Genomic DNA, 23,234 nt, shown 5'->3' on the forward strand with positions numbered 1-23,234 from the left:
GTGAGACAACTTTAGAAGGCGGCGTCTTCCAATTCCATCAAGGGCTTGGCGCCGGCCATGATGGTGATGAACAGGGCGTTGGTCTGCGGAAGCAGCTTCGCCATGTAGAATCGGGCGGTCTTGACCTTTGCGTCATAGAAGGCCGCGTTGCCCTCCCCGGCCGCCAGCTTCGCCTGCGCCGCCTTGACCATCCGCAGCCACATCCAGCCCAGCGCCACCAGCCCGAACAGGCGCAGATAGTCGCTGGCCGCCGCTCCGGCTTCCTCCGGATCCTTCAGGCCCTTCTGGGCGATGATGGCCGTGGCCTGCTGCAGCTTGGCAAAGGCCTTGGCGAGCGGCAGGGCGAACTCGGCCAGCTCCTCCTTCTCCATATCCGTCTCGATGTCCGCCGCCACGGGGTGGAAGAAGCGGCGCAGCAGGCGCCCCATGTCCTGGCCCAGCTTGCGGCCCACCAGATCCAGCGCCTGGATGCCGTTGGTGCCTTCGTAGATCTGGCAGATGCGGGCGTCACGGACGTACTGCTCGACTCCGGTTTCCCAGATGAAGCCGTGACCGCCGTGCACCTGCACCGCGATGTTCGCCGCGTCGAAGCCGATGTCGGTGAACAGCGCCTTGACGATGGGCGTCATCAGCTGGACGAACTCGTCGGCTTCCTTGCGGGTCCGGGGATCGGGGTGCCGCTCCGCGACGTCGAGGTGGTAGCCGACCAGGGCGCCCAGGGCGCGCGCACCTTCCGTGTAGGCACGGGCGGTCAGCAGGTTCTTGCGAACGTCCGGGTGCACGATGATGGGGTCGGCCGGCTTGTCCGGATGCTTCGCCCCCTTCAGCGAGCGGCCCTGAAGGCGCTCCCTCGCGTAGTTCACCGCGTTCTGGTAGCTGACCTCGGCCAGCCCCAGCCCCTGGATGCCGACCGCCAGCCGCGCCGCGTTCATCATCACGAACATGGCGCGCATGCCCTTGTGCGGCTCGCCGACCAGCCAGCCGGTGGCGTCCTCGAAGTTCATGACGCAGGTCGAGGACGCCTTGATGCCCATCTTGTGCTCGATGGAACCGCAGGCGACGCCGTTGCGCGGGCCGGGGGTGCCGTCGTCCTTGGGCAGGAACTTCGGCACCAGGAACAGGCTGATGCCACGCGTTCCGGCCGGCGCGTCGGGCAGGCGCGCCAGGACGAGGTGCAGGATGTTCTCGGTCAGGTCATGCTCGCCGGCCGAGATGAAGATCTTCGTGCCGGTGATCTTGTGGCTGCCGTCCTCCTGCGGGACCGCCTTGGTGCGGATCAGGCCCAGGTCGGTGCCGCAGTGCGGTTCGGTCAGGCACATGGTGCCCGACCACGTCCCGTCCACCAGCCGGCCGAGAAAGCGCTGCTTCAACTCTTCTGAGCCGTACATGGACAGGGCGTTGTAGGCGCCCAGCGACAGGCCCGGATACATGCCGAAGCTGAGGTTGGCGGAGCAGATGAACTCCTCCAGCATGGTGTTGACCAGCTTCGGCAGCCCCTGCCCGCCGTAGTTCGGGTCGCAGGACAGGCCCTGCCAGCCCGCCGCGATGTACGTGTCGTACGCCTCCTTGAAACCCTTGGGCGTACGCACCACGCCGTTTTCGAACGTACAGCCTTCCTCGTCGCCGGACTGGTTCAGCGGGAACAGCACCTCCTCGCACAGCTTGGCGCCTTCCTCCAGAACCTGATTGATAAGGTCCGGCGTGGCATCCTCGTACCCCGGTAATTGGGCCAGCTTGTCCGCACCGACGATCTCGTCGAGGACAAAGCGCACATCCTCCAGCGGAGCCTTGTAGATCGGCATCTCTTCGTTCCTCCCGTTAGTTCCGCAGCGGCTTGCCGGTGGTCAGCATGTGCTCGACACGGTCGATGGTCCCCGACGTGCGCACCAGTTCCATGAAGGCCTTGCGTTCCAGCCCCAGCATCCGCTCCTCGGTCACCGGTTCGGTGATGTCGGCGTTGCCGCCGGTCAGCACCTCGGCCAGAGCCCCGCACACGACCTGATCGTGCGGCGTTGCCTTGCCCTGAAGCGCGAAGCCCTCCAGGAACAGCTCCAGCGCGGTGCGGCCGGTCGGACCGGGCAGCGTGTAGGTGGTCTTCTCGGGCGGGGTGTAGGATTGCGCCAGTTCCAGCGCCTTGGCCTTGGCGTCGGCCAGCAGGCGGTCGCGGTTCATGGTGATGCCGTCGGATGCCCGCAGATACATCAGGTCCTTGGCCTCCGCCGCCGACTTGGCGACCTTGGCGAGGCTGATCGTCTCGAAGGCGGTGGCGATGGGCGGCATCAGCCCCTTGGGCGCCTTCGGGTTCTTCGAATAACGCGCCAGCATCTCCGTGCAGCCGCCCCAAGCCGGGATCAGGCCGACGCCGACCTCGACAAGGCCCATGTAGGTTTCGGCGTGCGCCTGGACGTGGTCGGAATGCAGCAGGATCTCGCAGCCGCCGCCGAGCGCCAGCCCGCTGGGCGCCGCCACCACCGGGAAGGGCGCGTATTTCAGCGCGCGGTAGGTGCGCTGGCCGCCCTCCACCATCTCCTCGATCTGCGGCCACATGCCGATGTTCAGCGCGAAGAGCGCTAGGCCCAGGTTGGCGCCGACCGAGAAGTTGTCGGCCTCGTTGTGAATGACCAGGGCCTTCCACTGACCCTTGCCATCGCCGATCAGGCCCATGGCCTTGCCATAGGCAGCCATGATGTCGCCGTCCACCGCGTTCATCTTGCTGGTGAACTCGACGCACAGCACGCCGTCGCCGATGTCCCATAGGCTGGCCGAGCCGTTCTTCCACACGGGCTTCGACGCCCGCTTGATGTCGGACAGCAGCAGCACGCCCTCCGGCCGAACGACATTGTCGTAGACGCCCGCCGTGGTCAGGTGCTGGAGCTTGCCGTCCTCCACCCGGTAGAAGGGTTGCCCGGCGGCGGTTTCGACCAGCGCCGGCACCGGAATGCCCTCGCTGCGGCAGAGATCGGCGAACCACGCCGTACCCAGACGGTCGATCAGCTCGAAAGGTCCGTGCTTCCAGTTGTAGCCGAGCCGCATGCCCTCATCGACCGCGACGATGCTGTCGGCGATCTCCGGCACCAGCGACGCGGCGTAGGCCAGCGTCTGGGCCAGAACCTTGCGGGCGTACTGGCCGGTCTTGTCCGGGAAGTCGGCCAGAGCCTTCAGGTCGCGGCCGGCGGCGCTGACGCTCTCCAGCTTGACCTTTTCGGAACGGCGGTACTCGCCGGTCGTCAGGTCGATGGCTTCCTTGACCTTCTGACCGCCCGCGCGGTTCAGGCGGTAGAAGCCGCCCTTGCCCTTGCGGCCGGTGTAGCCCTCCGCGATCATCTTGGTGATGACCGGGTGTTCGCGGAAGGCGGCGCGGTACGCGTCGTTTTCCGGCAAGGTCGCCAGCAGGCTTTTGGCAATGTGCGGCATCAGGTCGAGGCCGACGAGGTCCACCAGACCGAACACGCCGGTCTTCGGAATGCCCATCGGACGGCCGACGATGGCGTCCGCCTCCTCCACCGTCAGGCCCAGGTCCACGGCGGCGTTGATCGCCGTCTGGATCCAGTAGACACCGATGCGGTTGGCGATGAAGCCCGGCGTGTCCTTGCAGCGGACAACACCCTTGCCCAGGTTCCGGTCGCAGAAGTCCGCGACGGCGGCCAGCGCGTCGGGCCGGGTCTTCTCGCCGCCGACGATCTCCAGCAGGCGCATGTAGCGCGGCGGGTTGAAGAAGTGGGTGATCAGGAAGTCGCGCTGGAACGCCTCCGACTGGCCCTCCACCAGAACGTTCAGCGGAATGGTCGAGGTGTTGGACGACACCACGGAGCCTTCCTTGCGCACCGGATCGATGCGCGTGTAGAGGTCGGCCTTGATGGCCGGGTTCTCCACGATGGCCTCGACGATCCAGTCCACCTCGGCCAGCAGGTGCAGGTCGTCCTCCAGATTGCCCGGAGTGACCAGCTTGGCGTTCTTCGGGTGCATGAAGGGCGCGGGATCGGCCTTCAGCAGCTTCTGCACGGCCCCCTTGGCGATGGCGCTGCGGTCGCCCTCTTTCGAGGCGATGTCCAGCAGGACCACGGGGATGCCGGCGTTGGCGAAATGGGCGGCGATGCCGCTGCCCATCACGCCGGAACCGATTACGGCGGCGCGTTTAATCTGCATTATCGTTCCTCCCTCAAGCGCCGTTCCGTCAGACCGCTTCCAGGATGGTGGCGATGCCCATGCCGCCGCCGATGCACTGGGTGGCCAGCGCGAACTGCTTGCCCTCGCGCTTCAGCAGCGAAGCGGCCTTGCCGGTGATGCGGGCGCCCGTGGCCCCCAGCGGATGGCCGAGCGCGATGGCGCCGCCGTCCAGGTTCACCTTGGCCGGGTCGATGTCGAGGTCGCGCATGCAGGCGATGGCCTGGGAGGCGAAGGCCTCGTTCAGCTCCACCACGTCGATGTCCTTGATCGACAGGCCGGCGCGCTTCAGCGCCTTCTCGGTCGCCGGAATGGGGCCGAGGCCCATCACCTCCGGCGCGCAGCCGGCCACCGCGACCGAGCGGATGCGGGCGAGGATCGGAAGGCCGTTGGCCTTGGCATAGTCTTCCGTGGTCACCAGAACCGCCGCGGCGCCGTCGGTCAGCGGGGAAGACGTGCCGGCGGTCACCAAGCCGTCGGCCATAAAGGCGGGCTTCAGTTCGGCTAGCTTCTCCGCCGTGGTGCCGGGGCGGATGCAGCCGTCACGCTCCACGCCGCCACCATTTGGAGTTGGGATGGACACCATCTCCTCGGCGAAGCGGCCGGCATCCTGCGCGGCGGCGGCCTTGGCGTGCGAGCCGGCGGCCAGCGCCTCCTGCTCGGCGCGGGTAATCTGGTAGCGGCGGGCGACGTTCTCCGCCGTGACGCCCATGGAGCAGTAGGCCTCCGGATAGGTCTCCTTCAGGCCCGGATGCGGCAGCGGGTTGTAGCCCATGATCGGAACGCGGGTCATCGACTCGATGCCGCCGCAGATGAACACGTCGCCGGCACCCATCTGGATGGCGCCCGCCGCCTGATGCACCGCCTGCATGGACGAGCCGCAGTAGCGGTTGATGGTGGTGGCCGACGCGGTCGGCGGCAGCTTGGCGAGGAAGGCGACGGTGCGGGCGACGTTCATGCCCTGCTCGCCCTCGGGGAAGGCGCAGCCGACGACCACGTCCTCGACATCGTTCGGGTTCACGCCGGTGCGCTCGACCAGGGCGGCGACGACCGTCGCCAGCAGGTCGTCCGGGCGGACCTTGGTCAGCTCGCCCTTGTTGGCGAAGGCGAAGGGTGAGCGGGCGTAACCGGCGATGACGACGGATTTCATGGCTGCGTGTCCTCCTGGTTGTTCGGTGTCTCCGTGATTCCGTTGCGGCGGAAATGATCGGAGATCTGGCTGTCGATGGTGCGAAGCTCGGCCAGCGTCTGCTGGACGTCCTGAAGCTGGCGTTCAAGGTCGGTGATGCGCCGCCGGGCGAGCCGCTGCATGAAGCGCATCTGCTCCAGCTGGGCGTCGTCGGCGTCGTAGAGGGTGAGGAAGTCCTTGATCTCGGCCAGGCTGAAGCCCAGCCGCTTGCCCCGGCAGATCAGCGCGAGGCGCGCCCGGTCGCGGTGGCTGTAGACGCGGGCGGTGCCCTCGCGCGCCGGGGCGAGAAGCCCTTCATCCTCGTAATGACGGATGGTGCGGTGGGTCAGACCGAACTCGTCGGCCAGCTCTCCGATGGCGTAGCTGCGGGCATCGTCTTCCGGACCCGCGGCGCCCATTGCTGCCCGCGCGGCATGCGTGTCCGCCTGCGCCGTGTGCGGCATCTGTCTCCACCCTTCCCTTGCACGTCATTGGTTGACGTTTACGTAAAGGTAAGGCGGTTGCGCTTAGCTGTCAAGCGGACGGGAAGGAGGGAGCGAACAGCCGTGAAGAGGCAACGACCGCTACCCTCGGATGTTGAGGATGGTGCGGCGCACGCGCACAGCGACAGGATGCCACGGGCCGTTACGACACCGAACCATGGCACGCTCGTATCACGAACAAAGATCCGCCGGCCGACCGGGCGCAGCGCGGACCAGAACGGGTTGGGACAGCCACGGGTTAGGACAGCCGATGTCGTCACGCGCCATCGTATCGCTGGGAGTCTGGATTCTGGCCATGGTGCTGCTGGGCACCATGACGGTCGGGCTGGCGCTGTTCTTCTACGTGGCGCTGACCGCCTTCTTCGCGGTCGTGGTGGGCATCATGATGCTGATCACCCGCCGCCGCGAGCAGGGAAAGCGGGAGATTTTCTCGGCGACCATCCCCGGCACGGGCGGGCGGGCGGAACCGCCTCGCGCCGGCTCCTATTCCAGGGCGATCTCGCCCCGAACCTCGTGCAAAAAGTCGAAGCCGTCGATGGTCAGCACGACGCGGGCCTGAAGCGTTTCATTGCCCTTCAGTTGACCGGCGGCCAGCGCCTCGGCGACGAAGCGCTCGATCTCGCGCTGCGAGGTGACGCCGACCATCTTGAGAAACTTGCGGACATCCATGTTGAACGTATCGTCGTTCATGCTCCCCTCCGTCACTGCGGATCCGGGAAGGAAACCCATGGCTGAACGCGACGGTTCCAGGCACTGGTGATTCCCCCTCGCCCAACGGTGGGAAAGGGGGAATCCAATGTTACTCCGGCAACACCCGCAGGCGCGCCGCCGCCGTGCGCGCGGACTGGTGGGCACGGTACAGGTCTTCCACCGTCGCCCCCGGCAGGGCGAAATCGCCGGGCGTCACCGCGCGCACCAGATAGACCAGCCGGAAGCGCGGCGCCTGCTTGGTCAGATCCACCGCCGCCACGAAACGGTCGTCGCGATAGTCCGCATGGCGCGGCGTGGTCACTTCACCCAGCCATGACAGCTCGCCCAACGGCGCGCTGTTGGTCAGGCGCACGGGTTCGATCTCGAAACCCGCCGGCAGCAGGTCGGTGACCAGCGTCTGGTGGTCCACGGGATCGTTGGCCGCTCCTTCCAGAATCACCACCAGACGGTCGTTCTGCCGCACGCCGGCCGGATCGACCGGGCGGCCGGTGGTGTCGAACAGGCTGCGGGTCAGGGTCATGCCCTGCTCCTCGGCCTCGGCCGGGGTGTCGGCCACGCTGACGACGGAGACGATCTGGCGCAGCGGTTCGGTGCCGGCGTTCTTCACGGCGGGCGGAGCCGCCGGGTCGATGCGCTGGATCAGCGGCCGGGCGCCCTCCACCACCTGCTCACCCTGGACGATCTTCATCGCCGGGGCGCGGTCGATCAGCGCCTTGCCGGCCAGCAGAAGCCAAGCCTGCTCCTGCGCGTTGCTGGTGCGCACGGCCGCCGCGGTCTTGCTCAGCCGCTCCACGGCCTGCCCGAACCGCTCCTTCACGTCCACGCCGCTCTCGGCCATCAGCGCCACCACGCCGGCATCGTCGCGCAGCGAGGAGCCGTAGTCGCGGAGCGTCGCCGAGACCACGCGCGCGCCGGTCAGCCGGCCGAACGCCTCGGCCGCGCGGCCTCCGTCACCAAGCGCGGCGGTCGCCGTGGCGATCTGCGCGCGGGCGAAGTCGGTTTGCAGCTTGTCCCAGAAGGTCTCCTCGAAATAGCGGACGGCGCCGGCATCGACCATCTTGGCGCGGGCCAGCACATAGAGCGCGTAGGCGCGGCCCGGCAGTTCGTCCGCCTCGACCCAGGCGTTGTCCAGGGCCGCCTTCATGCCGTCCAGGCCCTTGCGATAGGGCGCATCCGGCACGCGGTAGCCCGCCGCCTTGGCGCGGCCGAGGAAGTCCAGCGCGTAGGCCGTCAGCCAGGAATCGGCGTCTCCCTTCGGCGACCAGGCGGCGAAGGAGCCGTCGAGCCGCTGGAAGGTCAGCACCCGGTCCACGGCCCGCTGCACGCGCGCCTTCACCCGCTCGTCCGACCCGATGCCGAGCGCGACCGCCATGTCGCCGAGCGACAGCAGGGGCAGAGCGCGGCTGGCGGTCGTTTCCAGCCCGCCGGCGCTGGAGCGTTCCAGCGCGGTCAGCAGGCCCGGCACGTCGATCTCCGGCAGGGCGCCGAGCGAGAGCGCAACCGACGCCGTTTCCGGACGCAGCCCGGCCAGCAGGTCCGGCGGCAGGGCCACGGCCTTGTCCGGCCCCAGCGTGGAGACGGTGCGGCGGGTGACCGGCGGCGTGGCCGGACGCACCGCGACCTCCCACTGGCGGGTCACGCGCAGGCCGTTCGGCCCGGTGAGGTCCAGCGCCACATAGCCCGTGCCGACCGACTCGGCGGTCAGGACGCGGCCGGCGGCGGCGCGCTTGCCCCGGCCGAGATTTGGCACGGCGACCGCCGGGTCGCTCAGCGACACCGCCCCGCTCGCGCTCAGGGTGATCGTGTAGTCGCCGGCCGGACCGGCGACGTTGTCCAGCGTGACCGGCACCATGGCCTTGTCGCCGGGCGCCAGGAAGCGCGGCACGCCGAGGTCGGCCAGCACGGGGTCGCGGACGAGGATCTGCGACTCGGCCCGGCCCAGCTTGCCGCCGCTCCAGGCCACCGCCATCAGGCGCAGCCGGCCCTGGAAGTCCGGGATGTCCAGCGGCACCGACAGCTTGCCGTCCACCCCCACCGGCAGGACGCCGGAGAATAGGGAGACCACCCGCTCCGACTTCTGCGGAACGGTGACGCCGACCTGCCGCAGGCGCGGCGCCGCGCCGGTGCGCGTGCGCGCGGGGTCGATCCCCGCCGGGTCGATCAGCCGACCGTAGGAATCGCGCAGCTCCACGCCCAGCCGGCGCTTGCCCAGGTAATGCTCGACCGGGTCCGGCGCGTGCTGGTCGGTCAGCTGCAACACCGCGTCATCGACGGCGGCCAGCGTCACGAAGGCCGGCTGGCCCTCGGGCACGCCGTCCACCACCACCTCGGCGGTCACCGGGCGGCGCGGCTCCGTCTCGGCCGGGGCGCCGACGCGCAAACCCAGCGTCCGCTGGGCGGCGTCCACCGCCAGCCAGGACAGGCCGACCGCGCGGCGCGGCGCGTTCTTCGTTTGGGGATCGGGTGTGGCGAAGGCGGTCGCCAGCACATAGACGCCGCCGGTCCAGGTCGGATCGACGGGGATTTCCAGGAAGGCACCGTCCGGCCCGATGTGGCGGGTCGAGGCGTGGCGGACCTTGCGGTCGGCAACGGCGATCAGCACCTCGCTCTCATAGGGCGGCTTCACATAGACCCAGGCCGTCTCGCCGGCCTTGTAGGCGGGCAGCATGACGGTCACGTCCACCACGTCCGGCCGCTCGCCGGCGGTCGGGGTCATCCACCAGCCGGCGGCGAAACGCAGGCTGGTCGCGACGCCGGTCTTGGGATCGAACACCTCCAGCCGGTAGCGCCCGGCGGTGACCGGAGCCTCGACCGAGGCCGGCTTGGCCGCCTGGGTGGCGAGCGTTCCGCCGGTGACGCGCTGGTCGCGCACCGTCACCTTGTAATCCCAGCGCCCGTTCGCCTCGAACCAGACGTAGTCGTAGTCTTCCTCGAACAGCTCGTAGGACAGCTCGGCCGTGTCCACCGGCTGGCCGTCCGGGCCGACCGTCACCACGTCGAAGCCGGCCATCGCGCCTTCCGGCACGCCCTCGCCCTCGAAACGCGGGCGGACGCCGATGGCGAAGGGCTGGTGGCGCACCGGCAGGACCAGATCGCGGCTGACCGCCCGCCCGCCGATGTCCAGCACGGTGGCGCGCACCACCGCCTCCACCGGCCTTGTGCTTTCCGGCGGCTTCGGCAGGCTGAGGTCCACCTTGGCTTGGCCGTTGCGGTTGGTGGTGAAGCCCGGCAGGTCGGTGCGCTGCGGCTTCACCTCCTCCTGGGCGAGGCCGAAGCGGTAGCCGGGCAGGTTCGGATAGGGGTTGGCCGCCGCGCGCAGGGTCACCGCCAGTTCGCCCGGCAGGCCGGCCGCTGGGGCGCCGTACAGGAAATGCCCGTCGATGGTCAGAGTCGTCTTGCCCTCGGCCGCAAGCTCCTTCGCCTCGGCCGCCAGCGCCACGTCGAGGCGCGGCGGGACGAAGTCCTCCACCAAGAACTCGGCGCGGCCGACGACCGGCCCGAGGGAGGTTCCAGGCTCGGGCTCGGTGTGGGCGGTGACCGTCCAGGTGCCGGTGTAGGCGTTGTTGGGAAGCTCGATCCGCGTGGCGTAGCTGCCGGCCCCGGATTCGGCGAGCGGACGGCGCTCCACCTCGAACCCGTCCGGGCGCTGGATCTTCAGGGTCAGCGCCTTGCCGGTCACCGGGTTGGCGTCGGCGTCGCGCAGCAGCAGCGCCAGATGCGCCGTCTCGCCCGGCCGGTAGATGCCGCGCTCGGTGTAGAGGAAGGCGTCCGGCTGTCCCGGAAGCGGCTTGACCGCGCCATTCGCGGGCGGCTGGTTCCCCGCCGCGGGATTCGCCGCGGCCGGATTCACCGTCTGCGCGGCCAGATCGAGGAAGCCGAAATCACCGGCGCCACGATAGGCGAACAGGGCCTGCGCCGGTTCCGCCCCGGCGGCGCGCAGGGCGGCGAGGTCGAAGCGCGCCAGCCCATCCGGGCCGGTCTGCACCTTGCCCAGTTCCGTGTTGTTGCGGGCAAGCAGGCGCAGCTCCACCCCCGCCTCCGGCGCCGCCGTGGCGACCGAGCGCGCGAAGACGACCAGCGCGTCCTCCCCGGCGATGGTGTTGAGGCCGAGGTCGGAGACCACGAACCACTGCGTCGCCTTGTGGTCCCAGCCGCCCGGCTTGATGTCCTCGGTGCTGGCGACGGCGATGTAGACGCCCGGTTCCAGCTTGCCCAGCACGGCGTCGATGGGGAACGGCGTCACGACCGCCTGGTTGCGGCTGTTGCTGATCGCCATCTCGCCGCGCCACACCTCCTGGCCGGAGCGGTCGAGGATCTCGCCCACCTCGTGGTCGGACATCTGCTGGCCGATGCGGCCGAAATAGATCTTCTCAACCAGAGAACGGTCGTTGATGCGCAGGACCTGGAGCTTGGCGCGGTCCAGGTTGATGGAGCGCAGCGGCAGCCCGTCCGTCCCGATGCGCGGCAGGATGTAGCCGGCTCCCCGGAAGGCGAGGCTGGGCTTGCGGTTGGGCACCTCCACCTCGCGGCTGTCGGCGACCGGCAGACGCTTGCCATCGCTGCCCGGCAGCCCTTCGCGCAGGGTGATCCGGTATTTCTGCCCGTGCTGAAGCCCTTCCACGCACAGCGTGCGGTCGCGCGCCACCGTGGCGCCGTCGAAGGTCACGCCCTCGCCCAGCGGCTGCACCTCGACCTGATCGCGCCAGTTCACCGCGCGCGACTTCTCCAGCCGGTCGGTGAAGGTGAAGCAGGCCTGGGGCACGTCGCGTTCGGCCACCACCTCGGCGCCGGACACGCTGAAGGGCACCGGCTCCGCCGGCGGGGCATCGGCGGCGGCAACGGGAAGGGAAGACGCGACAAGGACGGCACAGACACGCGCCAACGCACGCAGCATACGAGATTCCCTGGAACGGACACCCGGCGCGCTCGGCAACCGGCACGACTCATTAGAAAACCGGCGCGGAGTATGCCCAAGCGTTTACCGTTTCGCCATGGGTTTGCGGAGACGCCCTGCGATTCTCAAAAGCGGGCAATTCCCAAAGGCGGGCGATCCCCGGCAGGGAGACTACGCCGCGAACTCCAGGGTGATCTGGCTGCCCTTTCCGGGACGGCTGTCGATGCGCAGGCTGCCACCGTGCGCGTCCATCAGCGATTTCACGATGGACAGCCCCAGCCCCGTCCCCTGCCCCTCCCGCGTGGTCAGGGCCGAGGCCTGCCCGAAAGGAATCAGGGCCTGGCGCATCTGCTCCGGCGTCATGCCGATGCCGTTGTCCACCACCCGCACGTGGCAGCGCCCGCCCGTACCCTTGGCGACCGCCACCAGGACGCGACCGCCCTCCGGCGTGAATTTCACGGCGTTGTTCAGCAGGTTCAGCACCATCTGCTTCACCGCCCGCTCGTCCGCGGTGACGTGCCCGATGCCGGGCTGGATGCTCATGTCCATCAGGATGCGCTTGGCCTCGACCTGCGGGGCGATGATGCGCATGGCCCATTCGATGGTCGCGGCGACGTTCACCGGTTCCAGATGCAGGGCCAGCTTGCCGGCCTGAAGGCGCGACAGGTCCAGGATGTCGTTGATGAGTGTCAGCAGATGCTGGCCCGAGTCGTGGATGTCCTTGGCGTAATCGGCGTAACGCGGCCCGGCCTGCGGCCCGAGGAGCTGCTCCTTGATGACCTCCGAAAAGCCGATGATGGCGTTCAGCGGGGTGCGCAGTTCGTGGCTAACGCGGGCGAGAAAGTCGCGGTTGACGCTCAGCGCGGCCTGCAACTGCTCCGCCGCGCGGTGCTGCACCACCAGGAGGATCGACACCAGAACGATCGACGCGGAGAGCAGAAGCGCGATGACGAACATCGTGCGCCGCAGGTCGGCCACCGCCGCTTCGATGTCCTCTTGCGCGACGCCCACCGCGACCACCAGCGGATAGCCTTCCACCACGCGGTAGGCGAAGGCGCGCAGACGCCCGTCCGTCTTGGTGGTCTGCCAGTAGACGCCGCTCAGCGACCGGCTCAGTTCGTCCCACAGACGGGAATGCGGGATGGCCGTCCCGATGCCGTCGCCGTCCTGCCCCAGCCGCACGCCGCGGGCGCGGATGACCTTGTCCAGCCCGATCAGGGTCACCGACCCGTTCTGTCCGATGTTGGTGTATTTGTAGACATTGGACAGGTGGTCGGGGTCGATGTTCGCCACGATGACCCCGGCGAAGCTGCCGTCCGGCCCGCTCAGCCGCCGGCTGAACCGAATCAGCGGGCGCCCCGTCGTGGAACCGGGGAAGGGCTGCCCGATGTGCATCAGGTCCTTCCCGGTGCCCTGGTGAAAGGCGAGCATGGCCGGATCGCCGGGATCCGCCGCGCCGTCCTTGCCCTCGCTGCGGAAAATCCGCTCCCCGGCCGCGTTCAGGACCGAGAAGTGATGAATCAGGGATGGATCGTAGACTCCCTGGTCGATCGTCCGGCGGGCATGCTCCAGCCCACCCTCCGCGAAGTCGAGGGCGAGGCCGCGCAGGGTGATGTCCACCTCGTGAATCGTGCGGTGGGTGCTCCGTTCGAAAGCGCGGACCAGGATTTCGGCCTGTGCGGTGGCCTCGCGGGTCTGGTTTTGCAGCACGCCGCGCGACACCTCGGCATGGCCGCCCCACACCACCACCAGAGCCAGGGCGGCCAGCACGAACACGCCCCATCGAAAGGACACCGGTGCTTTCATCCGTTCATTCCGCCCCGCGATGCGTTCCGCCGGCCGCCCCGTTCGCGACGATGCGCAACGATGCCGGGACGCCTCCATACAATATCAACGCTAAACCAAAAGGGTAACCGGCATCCTTCCCCGGAGGCGTACTTCCAATCGCTCGTTGCCAATTTGCCGCAGATGGTCAGCCGCGCGCGAAGTGCGCCTTCAGCCGCTCAACCGCTGCGTCAAGGATCTCGTCCTTCTTGGAGAAACAGAAGCGGATGCAGCTTCTTGGCGCGTCCTGGACGAAGAAGGCGCTGACGGGAATCGCGGTCACCCCGGCCTCGGCGGTCAGCTTGCGGCAGAAGTCCTGGTCGTCGCCGTCAAAGCCGAAGGGCGACACGTCGGCCACCACGAAGTAGGTCCCGGCCGAGGGCAGCACGTCGAATCCGACCGCCCGCAGCCCTTCGGCCAGCCGGTCGCGCTTGGCCTGCAAACCCGAGGCAAGGCCGGTGAAATAGGCGTCTTCCTTGCCCAGCCCATAAGCGACGGCGGTCTGGAGGTTCGGCGCGGTGGTGAAGGTGATGTACTGGTGCGCCTTGGCGACCGGCTGCAACAGGTGCGGGGCGGCGGTGACGTAGCCGACCTTCCAGCCCGTCAGCGAGAAGGTCTTGCCGGCCGAACCAATCTTCAGACAGCGGTCGCGCATGCCCGGCAGCGTCATCAGCGGGATGTGCCGGCGCCCGTCGAAGACGATGTGCTCGTACACCTCGTCGCAGACGGCCAGCGCGTCGAACCGCTGCACGAACTCCGCGATCAGCTCCAGCTCGGCGCGCGAGAACACCTTGGCCGCCGGGTTCAGTGGGTCGTTGATGAGCACCAGCTTGGTCTTGGGCGAGAAGACCGCCTCAAGATCGTCGCGGGTGAAGCTCCAGTCCGGGGCCTTCAGGCTGACGAATCGCGGCACGCCGCCGGCCAGCCGCACGATGGGCAGATAGCTGTCGTACATGGGCTGGAACAGCACCACCTCGTCGCCCGGATTGATGAGGCCGAGCAGGCAGGCGGTCAGCGCCTCGGTGGCGCCGGAGGTCACCATCACCTCCGTCTTCCAATCGATGTCCAGGTCGTAGAAGCGCTTGCCATGAGCGGCCAGAGCCTGCCGCAGGTCCGGCGTGCCCATCATCGAGGGATACTGGTTCCACCCCTCCAGCAGCGCCTTGGACGCCGCCTCCAGCACGTCGGCCGGCCCCCGGTCGTCGGGAAAGCCTTGCCCGAGGTTGATCGCCCCATGCTCCTCGGACAGGCGGGACATCACCTCGAAAATCGTCGTACCAAAGCTCGACAGGATCGCGTTGCCGGACTTCACCACAGCCTCCAGTCCACAGAAGCGAACAGGATTGCCGCAGCCGCGAACGGCTGTCCAGCCCCGGCGGATGCCGGAGAGCCATGCGTTTCCCCGGCCGTGTTCTTCCGCTGTTCCCGCGACCCGGTTACGCTTTCGGCATCAACGGCCGATCCGCATCCATGCGAAGCGCGCGCGTTCTTGGGCTGCGCCTGCGCCCGTCGGCCTTCCATCAGCAGCCCTGCTCCGCCGCCGCAGCTTCTGAAGGATGCGCTCGACCGGCCGGAAGAGGCGGGGGTAGCGGCGTTTCAAGCGCACGAACTGGCGGCGCGCGCTGGCCGAATTGCGCAGCAGAATGATGCCGCCGACGATGGCAACAGGCAGCCCGAACGGCCCCGGAAGCGGAGACATCAGCGCGCCCAGACCGATGATGGTCCAGCCCATGCCGATCAGAGCCAGCTGCCGAACGCGGGCGAAGGACAGGGTTCGGGCGCGGGCGAAGGGACGCATCAGGTGGGGGGTGCCTTTTCCGTTGGACCACCGCGATATGGGGGCGGTCCGCCACGGAGAACAGGGACCCTCCCCGCCGGTGCCCCCTCAGTGGAGCGTCGGTCTCCCTTTTTGCACAGGCTGCGGGTCGAGGTGGTTGAGCGCCGCGCTGACCTCTGCCGGGGCCGGTTCCCAGCCGAATTCTCGGCTCAGCTCGTCGCGGGCGGCGCTGGCGCGGCGGGCGAGGATGGCGCATTTGGACTGAGGCGGGTGCCTCCCGGCGGCCGGGCAGCGTCGGTCGGCACAGCTCTCCAGCATCAGGCGGATCATCCGGTCCCGCTTGGCGGTGTCCACATAGCCGGACTGGTCGAAATAGAGCTTGGTGAAGGCGACCTCCGCCAGACGCGGCACGGCGCCCTGTTCACCCACCAGGACGGCGGCGACGACCTCGACGCAGCGTCCGGCATAGTCCGGGATGGGCGCGGTGCCATCGTCGGCGCGGTCGTACAGGCCGCTCGGCAACTCGACCAGCCGGCCGGATGTCTCCTTCACGAGGTAACGGCGCCACACCGGCATGTCCGCCTCCCGTCTGGTTTCCCCTACCCTCGAAAAAAGGTACACCAGACGGACGAGCAGCGGAACATCGCCTTATCGTCCGCAGTCGAAACCATAGAATTCCCGGGGAGAGGCAGGCCTCAACCACCGGGACGGGAAGGGTTAGCCACATGAAGCTTCTGCGTTACGGCCCGCCGGGCCACGAGCGCCCCGGCCTTCTGGACAAGGACGGCACCATCCGCGACCTGTCCGGCGTGATCTCCGACGTCGGCCCGGCGGCCCTGTCGGACGAGACGCTGGCCACGCTCCGCGCGCTGGATACGGAACGTCTGGCGCGGGTGCCGGACGGCACGCGCATCGGCCCGTGCGTGGCGGGCGTGTCCAAGGTGGTCTGCGTCGGCCTGAACTACCGCGCCCACGCCGCCGAATCCGGCCTGGCGGAGCCGAAGGAACCGGTGCTGTTCATGAAGGCGACCACCTCCATCAGCGGCCCCAACGACCCGGTGATCGCGCCGCGCGACTCCACCAAGCTGGACTGGGAGGTCGAGCTGGGCGTGGTGATCGGACGCACCGCCCGCTACGTCGATCAGGCCGACGCGTTCGACCACATCGCCGGCTACTGCGTCGTCAACGACGTGTCGGAGCGCGCCTTCCAGATCGAGAGCACCGGCCAGTGGGTGAAGGGCAAGAGTGCCGACAGCTTCTGCCCGCTCGGCCCCTGGCTGGTCACCCGCGACGAGGTGCCGGACCCGCAGACCCTGCGCCTGTGGCTGGAGGTGGACGGCCAGCCCATGCAGGACAGCAACACCGCCGACATGATCTTCAGCGTTGCCGAGGTGGTGTCCTACATCAGCCGCTTCATGACCCTGCTGCCCGGCGACGTCATCGCCACCGGCACACCGCAGGGCGTGGCGCTGGGCCGCAAACCGCACCCCTGGCTGCAGCCCGGCCAGACCATGCGCCTCGGCATCGACGGCTTGGGCGAACAGCGGCAGTCCGTCCGCGCCTGGGAGGGGTGAAATTCCCCCCTTCTCCCGGCACGGCCGGGAGAAAGGGGGCGCCTTACTGCGACTTGCCGGACGGCTGCTTCCCGCCGTTTCCGGAACTGCCGGCGTTGTTGTTCGACTTGGCCGGCGAGCGGGCGTTGTTGATCAGCTGGCCGCAATGCGGCTGCTCGTCGCTGCCGGGATCGAGGAAGGGCAGAACGCTGGCGAGCGGGGTCAGCAACACACCCAGTGCCACCGCCGCGGCACCACGCGCCGCGGACTCCCCGGCTTCCACGCCGATGTCCGGGTCGCCCAGCGTGCCGCGTACGTTCACGGGAACGTGCGTCGCGAAGACCTGCGGCTTCTTGGCCCGGCCGAGAACGCGCAGGCCCAGGGCCTCGTTCTTCAGGTTGATGGTGCCGTCGGCGGTCACCACCGTCTCCGGCGTGTCGAGCACCAGCGCGTTGCTCTTCACCACGCCGTTTTCGACCGCCAGATCGGCGACCATGCAGTTGAAGGGCAGCGGCTTGTCCCCGGACAGGACCACGCCCAGCGTCTCCAGGATGTTCGTCTTCAGGCCCTTGACGGCGAGGCTGGTGATGCGCCCGCCGTCCACCGCGACGCCGAGCTTGCCGTCGGCCGAAGCCAGGATGTCCGCCACCGTCGAACCCTTGCCGGTCAGCTGGATGCGCCCGGCCGCCGTGCCGCCCATCTCCTTGGCGAAGGAGGTTTCGCGGAACAGCTGGGCGAGCTTGACCTGCCGCACCTCCAGGTTCGAGCGCAGCGTCGGCACCTTTTGGCTGCCGTCCAGAACCGTAGTGCCGGCGATCCGCCCGCCGCCGACGCCCAGCGCCAGCGGGTCGGCGGTCAGCTTGCCGTTCTCCAGCCTGATGTGCGCGTCGATGTCGTCCAGCGGCGAGAAGGGCGCCTCCACCCGTTCGCCCCGGAACTTCACGTCCATGTCGGCGGTGCGCAGCTTCTCGGTCGGGATGGCGGTGGCGGGCAGGATGCGATCCGACCCCTTGGTCGGGTAGTGGCCCTTACCCTCCGGCGAGGCGCCGACAAAGCCCGCCATGTCCACGGCCGCCAGCCGTTTGGAGGTCAGATCACCGGTGATCTTCGGCCGCTCGCCGCCGAGGTCCACGGCCACGGTGCCGGACAGGTCGCTTTCCCCGACCTTGCCCTTCATGCCATCGAAGCGCCAAACCTGACCCTCGCGCCCCAGATGGCCGGCAAGGCTGTAGGGCCGGGTCTTCGGGGTGGGAATGCCAAGGATCGGGAACACGTCGGCCAGATCGTCGCCGCTGAGTTCCACGGACAGGTCCACGCCTTCCAGCTTCACCGGCTCGGCGATGGAGCCTTCGATCTTGCCCTTCGTCTTGCCGACGGCGGTCTGCACCTTCAGCGGGTAGGGCTTGGGGTTGTCGCGCAGGTATTGCAGCGAGCCGCCCTCGGCCAGCAGGGTGAAGGGCTTGCCGGCAAAGTTGCCCTTGCCGTCCAGCTTGACCTGCTCGTCCCCGTTGCCGCCAACCGCCGTGCTGAGACCGCTGTCGATGTCGATCTCGCTGGTCGGATCGCGGTAGCGGAGGCGACCGTCTTCCACCAACAGGCTTTCGATGATTGGAATATCGCCCCGGTCTTCCGGCTTCACGGTGTCCTTGGCCACCTCCTTGCGGGCGTCCGGACCGCCGAAGTTCCAGTTCGGCTCGCCGTCCTTGTTCTTTTCCAGCACCAGCTTGGGTGCCGACAGGCGGATTTCCGGGAACTCGTAATCGCCGCGCAGCAGCGGCCACAGGCGCAGCTTGGCGTCCAGCACCTTCAGCTCCGCCATGGTCTTCTCGTCGCTCCAGTCGGTGTTGGCGACGCGCAGGCCTTCGACATGGATGATGATCGGATCGCCAAGCTTGACCTTCAGATCGCCGTCGATGGCGACCTCGCGGTTCAGCGCCTTGGACGCCTGCCGCGCGATGAAGCCGCGCGCGTCGTTCCAGTCGAACACGGCGACCGCGATCCCGGCACCCGCCACCACCAACACGACAAGTCCCAGAAGCCCGAGACCGATCCATTTCAACACGGCCATGCGCCGCGCCCTCCTGTCCATGCCCGGCTACTTAACGGGCAAGAGGGCATTGGTGTGGCACGCTACCTCCAATGGGCCGCCCGAGCAGTAGATGCATTGCTTGTGTACGTAATTTAACGAAAAATTGAAGCAATGGCGGTTTGATCGGCCGATTCAACGATTCCGCACCGACGGCCGGTTTCAAGACCATGCGATCACTGACGAATTTCGCCCCGTCCACCTTCGAGGAGCGTGGCGCCGCCGTGGCCTTCACCACGCCCGTGCTGGCCCAGACCCGCGTGCGCAAGGACAGCCGCGACCAGCTGGAAGTGCTGATCCCCAACCTGTCGGAGGGGCGCGGGGTCTATGTCGTGCCGTGGAAGGGCCTGCCGCTGGCCTTTCCGATGACCACCCACGACCGCATGCTGCAGGACCTGATCGTCAAGGGCGAGGGCTGCTCGCCCGAGGACATCCGCAAGGCCGTGCTGGAAGCCGCCCGTTGCGGCCTCGCCGGCCCGCTGGCCGTGGAAGCGGCCGATGCCGCCCTTCGGGACGACGACGAGCAGCGCCTGCTCATCAATTTCCAGCTGATCGTGGAGGTTCTGAAGGCGGTCGGCCTGGAATCGTCCGACATCCTGCGCGCCGGCCTGACGTCGGCGGAAGGGCAGCGCCTGACCCGCACCTACATGATCAAGGCGGCGCACAGCCTGTCCATCGAACCGACCGAGCTGTATTCCCGCGTTGCCGAACTGGCCGTCTATCTGGAGCCGGTGGGCATTGCCAGCTCGCCCAAGCCCGCCCGCCTGCGCCGCATGATGCGCGATTTGGCGGCTTTCCGCGACAGCATGACCGACTGGGCCACCGACAACGTGTCCGAAGCCGCCCCCATCGGCGGTTTCTGCGCCGAGGTGGCCGAGCACACGCTGAACCACGTCCGCAACGTGGTCGGCCAGCTCGATCAGGCCGTGGCCGCCTTCGAGGTGCTGCTGCGCCAGTGGGACGCCAAGCGGGTTCTGGTGCGCCGGGCGGCAACGCGCCTGTCCTGGCTGCTCGACGGGTGGGAGTTCATCATGACCGCCTGGAACGAGGTCCAGGGCAAGAGCCGGTACGAGCAGGACATGACAGTGCACGAGCTTTTCCGCGTCCTGCCGCTGCTGCCCAAGGACGAGGGCGCCGCCGATCAGGCGCTGGACGCCGACCGCGTGCTGGCGGCCAACCGCCGCTCCGTCCGGGCCTATGTGGACTGGCGCAGCGGACAGCTGGACGTGGATCTCGTCATGCGCATCGAAGCCATCAAGGCAAAGGCGGCCTGACCCATGGAAGCGCACGCCCTCCTCAGCCTCGGCACCAAGCTGCTGGACATCGACGACAACCGGTTCCGGCAGGTCGTCGATCTGCTGGGGCACATGGGCGACCATCCGGAGGTCCAGCAGACCTTCTCCATGATCCGGCCGCGCCTGAAGGAGCTGCGGCCGAAGCGCCGGCCGACCTTCAAGCGCCTGTTCTGCGAACCGTTCGAGGATCTGTTCCAGGCGCTTTCCGGCGACGAGCCGGCCCCGTTGAACACCGTCGAACGCGGTCTGGTGAACAGCCTGTGGCCGCTGGTCGAGGCGCAGATCGGCAAGGACCGCCTGCGCACCTTCCAGGCCGCGCTGAACGGTGGAGACGGGCAGAAGGAGCAAACCCTTGCCTTCTGGGCCGAGGCGGCGCAGGCCGTGGCCGAGATCGCCAACGGGCTGGAGACCGGCCGCTTCACCGACGATCTCGACGTTCGCCTGAATCCGGAGCGCATCCGCACGATCCAGGATATCACCCATATCCTGGCCATCGCCCCCGCCGTCCTCGACCTCAAGGCCGCGGTCGGGCCGAAGCCGGTGGCGAAGCTGCACAAGGACCATCTGGACGCTATCCAGACCATCGGCCGCACCATCGCGCGCGGCCGGCCGGAGGCGGTGAAGATCTTCATCCTGCTGGCGGCGGCGCGCCTGTCCGACCCGTCGATCCTGCTGGGCGGCCTGTGGAGCATGGATTTGGGCCAGAAACCCAGCGACCGCGCCGCCCTCTTCCTCGACCTCAGCGGCACGGTGGTGGCGCAGATCGAGGAGCGCTCCCGCGCCATGACGGGCTCCCCGGCCGGCGGCACCGACCGCATGGCGGTGGCCAACCTCGCCGTCGATCTGATGGCCAGCCTGGAGGCTACCCGCTCCGCCATGGAGCAGAGCCGCAACAAGGAATTCGACCAGCGCCTGAAGTCCATCCGGGGTTCGGTGCACGACATGGTGCGCGCACAGCTGCTCGACGGGGCGGAAAGCGGCATCCTCGCAGCACTCGGCACGCTGTCGGGGGGCGGGAACGACCGGGACCAGATGCTTCAGGCCGAAAATCAGGCGCGGGCGCTGCGCAAATGCGCGACCATCGCCGACACGCTGGGCCTGCGCGGCGAGTTGAAGGCGGTGACCCAGAAGACCACGGCCTCCCTCACCGACACCGCCCGTCAGGCGCTCGGTAACGGGGCGAACGGGGGCGGGGCGACCGGCAACGCGCGGGCCGGCTACACGGCCATCCGCATGATCGAGCTGATTGCCGGACCGGCCGAGGCGAACCAGATCATGGACGAAATTTTAAACACGGGCCGCCGCTGACCGCGTGATGCGCAAGGGGTATGTGGGCTGGAAATTGCCGGAGGACGAACGCGCCCGCCTGCTGGCGCTCTTCCCGGCCGCCTACGCCCGCACCGTCGCCCACCATGTGACGGCGGCGTTCAACGTCCCGACCAACCATCCCCTGCCCAAGGAAACCGGCGGCACCGTCGTCGGGATCGCCGACGACGGCGCGGGCGTCCAGGCCCTCGTTTTGTCCATCGGCGGCACGACCGCCCGGCGGGACGGCTCGACATGGCACGTCACATGGTCGCTCGCCCCCGGCCGCAAGCCGGTGGACTCCAACGACGCAATCCGCCGGCACGGCTGGACGGCTGTCGAGCCTATTCCCGTTCGTCTGGAGCCCCACTTCTTCCCCTTCTGAGGAACCCACCCCCGCCCCGGCGGGTTTCCGGACAAAGTCCGAAGTCCGTGGAGGGAAAAGCGATGCGCTTCGTTCTAACCGTCGCGGCGGCCTTGGCCGTCGCCCTGCCGTCCGCCGGATGGGCGCAGGGATCGATAACGGACAAGATTCACGAAAGCCCCGACCTGACCACCAAGCGCGACCCCGCCGTCGCCCGCAAGCCCTACGCCGAGAACGCCATGGCCCGGCAGCTGGAGCATCTGATCGGCCAGAAGGTGAAGGACCCGCAGGGCCAGGAGGTCGGCGACGTGGAAAACCTGCTGGTCCGCCCGGACGGCAAGGTGGCCGGCATGGTCGTGGAATGGGGCACGCTGGCCGGCCTTGGCGCCAATCAGGTGGCCGTGCCGTGGAGCGACGTGCAGGTCTCCCTCGACGGCAAGCAGGTGACGGTCAACGCCACCCGCGACCAGTTGAAGGAAAAGCCGAAGTACGATCCCGACGTGCCGGCCGCCGCCGGCGTCGATCCGGACATCAAGCCGCTGCGGTGACGGTCATTCCGCAATGATCATTCCGTGATGGTCATTCCGCTGGGCCGAGGCTGGAATTGGCCTCGGCCGCAGCGCCCCGGCTGAGTCTCTGTTCGCGGTAGAAGACGAACAGCCCGCTGCCGATGATCAGCAGCGCGCCGGCCATGATGCGCAGCGTCGGCGCCGTGCCCCAGACCAGAAGGTCGAGCACCACCGCCCACACGATGGACACGTACTGGAACGGCACGACCACCGCCGCCGGGCTGAGCTGGAGCGAGCGGTTCATCGCCGCGTGCCCGGCCAGCGCCGTGATTCCCAAGGCCCCCAGCAGGACGAAATCCAGCCCCGGCGGCGGCACCCACACCGTGGGCAGCGCGGCGGCGCCGAGAAGTCCCGTGCCGAAGGTCTGGAAGCTGACCAGCGTCAGGTTGCTCGACCGGCGCAGCAGCCGCGTGATGATCATGCCGGACGAGAAGATGACCGTCCCCAGCAGGGCCACCAGCGACGGGATCGGGTCGAACTGCCCGGTGGGGTTCAGCACGACCACCACGCCGACGAAGCCCACCAGCACCGCCGCCCAGCGCCGCCAGCCGACCTTCTCGCCGAGCAGCGGCACCGACAGCGCCGTGACGATCAGCGGCGCCGCCATGTAGATGGTCATGACGTTGGCGAGCGGCAGGTCGCGCACCGCCCAGTAGAAGCAGGCGACCTCCCCCGTCACGCAGCCGACGCGCAGAAGATGCAACGGCAGCCGGTCCACCGCGAAGACGGCGCGCACGCCCTCCCGCCAGATCATCGGGGCCAGCAGCACCGCACCGAACAGGCTGCGGATCGCCAGCAGCATGGCGACCGGATATTCGCTGACCAGCCACTTGCCCAGCGCGTCGTTGACGGTGAACAGCGACATGCCCAGCAGCATCATCAGGATGCCCATGCGGCTGTCGGAAGCGGCGGCGGAGGTGGCGGAAGTGGGTGTCATGATCCATGGGCAAGAAAAAGCCCTCCCCCGTCGAGGATGGGGGAGGGTTGGGTGGGAGCCAGCACAATGAACGTTTGTCGGCGC

18 protein-coding genes are annotated in these 23,234 nt (G+C 68.4%); 6 read left to right on the forward strand and 12 right to left on the reverse strand.

The genetic code is table 11. From position 1 onward, the window contains the following. Positions 1-11: 11 nt before the first annotated feature. From J2852_RS20780 to J2852_RS20795, 4 genes are read right to left on the reverse strand one after another with little or no spacing between them, the layout of a single operon-like run. The gene (locus tag J2852_RS20780; protein ID WP_209879099.1) at positions 12-1,802 is read right to left on the reverse strand and encodes an acyl-CoA dehydrogenase C-terminal domain-containing protein; all 1,791 of its coding nucleotides are present in this window, start codon (positions 1,800-1,802) and stop codon (positions 12-14) included. Positions 1,803-1,818: 16 nt separating this feature from the next. Next, complete coding sequence (locus tag J2852_RS20785; protein ID WP_209879100.1) at positions 1,819-4,146, reverse strand: 3-hydroxyacyl-CoA dehydrogenase/enoyl-CoA hydratase family protein; 2,328 nt, start codon at positions 4,144-4,146, stop codon at positions 1,819-1,821. 28 nt (positions 4,147-4,174) lie between these two features. Further along, positions 4,175-5,314 carry a thiolase family protein gene (locus tag J2852_RS20790; protein ID WP_209879103.1) on the reverse strand — a complete coding sequence of 380 codons (1,140 nt, stop codon included), beginning with the start codon at positions 5,312-5,314 and terminating at the stop codon, positions 4,175-4,177. Further along, complete coding sequence (locus J2852_RS20795) at positions 5,311-5,751, reverse strand: MerR family transcriptional regulator (protein ID WP_209879336.1); 441 nt, start codon at positions 5,749-5,751, stop codon at positions 5,311-5,313. Before J2852_RS20795 ends, J2852_RS20790 begins: the two co-directional genes overlap by 4 nt. 334 nt (positions 5,752-6,085) lie before the next feature. Here J2852_RS20795 and J2852_RS20800 point away from each other — a divergent pair, with 334 nt between their 5' ends. Continuing rightward, positions 6,086-6,394, forward strand: coding sequence for a hypothetical protein (locus J2852_RS20800; protein WP_209879345.1), 309 nt, complete (start codon positions 6,086-6,088; stop codon positions 6,392-6,394). On the opposite strand, the gene J2852_RS20805 is transcribed toward J2852_RS20800, so the two are convergent. The 6 genes from J2852_RS20805 to J2852_RS20830 form a co-directional block, all read right to left on the reverse strand. After that, positions 6,319-6,525 carry a DUF6494 family protein gene (locus J2852_RS20805; RefSeq protein ID WP_209879105.1) on the reverse strand — a complete coding sequence of 69 codons (207 nt, stop codon included), beginning with the start codon at positions 6,523-6,525 and terminating at the stop codon, positions 6,319-6,321. The genes J2852_RS20800 and J2852_RS20805 overlap by 76 nt on opposite strands. Positions 6,526-6,634: 109 nt before the next feature. Further along, a complete protein-coding gene (locus J2852_RS20810; RefSeq protein ID WP_209879107.1) occupies positions 6,635-11,440 on the reverse strand; it encodes an alpha-2-macroglobulin family protein in 4,806 nt (1,601 codons plus the stop codon). 171 nt (positions 11,441-11,611) lie between these two features. Continuing rightward, positions 11,612-13,246 carry a sensor histidine kinase gene (locus J2852_RS20815; protein WP_209879109.1) on the reverse strand — a complete coding sequence of 545 codons (1,635 nt, stop codon included), beginning with the start codon at positions 13,244-13,246 and terminating at the stop codon, positions 11,612-11,614. 166 nt (positions 13,247-13,412) lie between these two features. Further along, positions 13,413-14,576 (reverse strand): aminotransferase, encoded by a 1,164-nt coding sequence (locus J2852_RS20820; RefSeq protein ID WP_209879111.1) that lies wholly within the window; start codon positions 14,574-14,576, stop codon positions 13,413-13,415. A 138-nt stretch (positions 14,577-14,714) separates the two neighbouring features. Continuing rightward, a complete protein-coding gene (locus J2852_RS20825) occupies positions 14,715-15,062 on the reverse strand; it encodes a hypothetical protein (protein WP_246499886.1) in 348 nt (115 codons plus the stop codon). A gap of 87 nt (positions 15,063-15,149) precedes the next feature. After that, positions 15,150-15,617 (reverse strand): hypothetical protein, encoded by a 468-nt coding sequence (locus tag J2852_RS20830; RefSeq protein WP_209879112.1) that lies wholly within the window; start codon positions 15,615-15,617, stop codon positions 15,150-15,152. Positions 15,618-15,766: 149 nt separating this feature from the next. On the opposite strand from J2852_RS20830, the gene J2852_RS20835 reads away from it, so the two are divergent. Next, positions 15,767-16,615, forward strand: coding sequence for a fumarylacetoacetate hydrolase family protein (locus J2852_RS20835; RefSeq protein ID WP_209879116.1), 849 nt, complete (start codon positions 15,767-15,769; stop codon positions 16,613-16,615). A 43-nt stretch (positions 16,616-16,658) separates the two neighbouring features. Here the strand turns inward: J2852_RS20835 and J2852_RS20840 are convergent, their stop codons facing one another. Then, positions 16,659-18,662 carry an AsmA family protein gene (locus tag J2852_RS20840; RefSeq protein ID WP_209879117.1) on the reverse strand — a complete coding sequence of 668 codons (2,004 nt, stop codon included), beginning with the start codon at positions 18,660-18,662 and terminating at the stop codon, positions 16,659-16,661. 188 nt (positions 18,663-18,850) lie between these two features. Here J2852_RS20840 and J2852_RS20845 point away from each other — a divergent pair, with 188 nt between their 5' ends. The 4 genes from J2852_RS20845 to J2852_RS20860 all read left to right on the forward strand — a co-directional run bounded on the left by J2852_RS20845 (position 18,851) and on the right by J2852_RS20860 (position 22,192). Beyond that, on the forward strand, positions 18,851-19,954 hold the full coding sequence (locus tag J2852_RS20845; RefSeq protein ID WP_209879120.1) for a hypothetical protein: 1,104 nt from the start codon (positions 18,851-18,853) through the stop codon (positions 19,952-19,954). Positions 19,955-19,957: 3 nt separating this feature from the next. Next, positions 19,958-21,283 carry a hypothetical protein gene (locus J2852_RS20850; RefSeq protein ID WP_209879123.1) on the forward strand — a complete coding sequence of 442 codons (1,326 nt, stop codon included), beginning with the start codon at positions 19,958-19,960 and terminating at the stop codon, positions 21,281-21,283. Positions 21,284-21,290: 7 nt separating this feature from the next. After that, positions 21,291-21,665 (forward strand): hypothetical protein, encoded by a 375-nt coding sequence (locus tag J2852_RS20855; RefSeq protein ID WP_209879126.1) that lies wholly within the window; start codon positions 21,291-21,293, stop codon positions 21,663-21,665. A gap of 62 nt (positions 21,666-21,727) precedes the next feature. After that, positions 21,728-22,192: a PRC-barrel domain-containing protein gene (locus J2852_RS20860; protein ID WP_209879129.1), complete on the forward strand. Its 465-nt coding sequence runs from the start codon at positions 21,728-21,730 to the stop codon at positions 22,190-22,192. 31 nt (positions 22,193-22,223) lie between these two features. On the opposite strand, the gene J2852_RS20865 is transcribed toward J2852_RS20860, so the two are convergent. Continuing rightward, complete coding sequence (locus J2852_RS20865) at positions 22,224-23,150, reverse strand: DMT family transporter (RefSeq protein ID WP_209879132.1); 927 nt, start codon at positions 23,148-23,150, stop codon at positions 22,224-22,226. Positions 23,151-23,234: the final 84 nt, after the last annotated feature.

Source organism: Azospirillum soli, from assembly GCF_017876165.1.
In the GTDB taxonomy this organism is placed as follows: Bacteria; Pseudomonadota; Alphaproteobacteria; order Azospirillales; family Azospirillaceae; genus Azospirillum; species Azospirillum soli.

Bases quoted from the DNA above. Each gene is read 5' to 3' on its own strand.
- J2852_RS20855 (WP_209879126.1), top strand. From the start codon at position 21,291: ATGCGCAAGGGGTATGTGGGCTGGAAATTGCCGGAGGACGAACGCGCC.
- J2852_RS20785 (WP_209879100.1), bottom strand. From the start codon at position 4,146: ATGCAGATTAAACGCGCCGCCGTAATCGGTTCCGGCGTGATGGGCAGC.
- J2852_RS20830 (WP_209879112.1), bottom strand. From the start codon at position 15,617: ATGCCGGTGTGGCGCCGTTACCTCGTGAAGGAGACATCCGGCCGGCTG.
- J2852_RS20840 (WP_209879117.1), bottom strand. From the start codon at position 18,662: ATGGCCGTGTTGAAATGGATCGGTCTCGGGCTTCTGGGACTTGTCGTG.
- J2852_RS20780 (WP_209879099.1), bottom strand. From the start codon at position 1,802: ATGCCGATCTACAAGGCTCCGCTGGAGGATGTGCGCTTTGTCCTCGAC.
- J2852_RS20825 (WP_246499886.1), bottom strand. From the start codon at position 15,062: ATGCGTCCCTTCGCCCGCGCCCGAACCCTGTCCTTCGCCCGCGTTCGG.
- J2852_RS20810 (WP_209879107.1), bottom strand. From the start codon at position 11,440: ATGCTGCGTGCGTTGGCGCGTGTCTGTGCCGTCCTTGTCGCGTCTTCC.
- J2852_RS20835 (WP_209879116.1), top strand. From the start codon at position 15,767: ATGAAGCTTCTGCGTTACGGCCCGCCGGGCCACGAGCGCCCCGGCCTT.
- J2852_RS20845 (WP_209879120.1), top strand. From the start codon at position 18,851: ATGCGATCACTGACGAATTTCGCCCCGTCCACCTTCGAGGAGCGTGGC.
- J2852_RS20790 (WP_209879103.1), bottom strand. From the start codon at position 5,314: ATGAAATCCGTCGTCATCGCCGGTTACGCCCGCTCACCCTTCGCCTTC.
- J2852_RS20860 (WP_209879129.1), top strand. From the start codon at position 21,728: ATGCGCTTCGTTCTAACCGTCGCGGCGGCCTTGGCCGTCGCCCTGCCG.
- J2852_RS20800 (WP_209879345.1), top strand. From the start codon at position 6,086: ATGTCGTCACGCGCCATCGTATCGCTGGGAGTCTGGATTCTGGCCATG.
- J2852_RS20805 (WP_209879105.1), bottom strand. From the start codon at position 6,525: ATGAACGACGATACGTTCAACATGGATGTCCGCAAGTTTCTCAAGATG.
- J2852_RS20850 (WP_209879123.1), top strand. From the start codon at position 19,958: ATGGAAGCGCACGCCCTCCTCAGCCTCGGCACCAAGCTGCTGGACATC.
- J2852_RS20865 (WP_209879132.1), bottom strand. From the start codon at position 23,150: ATGACACCCACTTCCGCCACCTCCGCCGCCGCTTCCGACAGCCGCATG.
- J2852_RS20815 (WP_209879109.1), bottom strand. From the start codon at position 13,246: ATGAAAGCACCGGTGTCCTTTCGATGGGGCGTGTTCGTGCTGGCCGCC.
- J2852_RS20795 (WP_209879336.1), bottom strand. From the start codon at position 5,751: ATGGGCGCCGCGGGTCCGGAAGACGATGCCCGCAGCTACGCCATCGGA.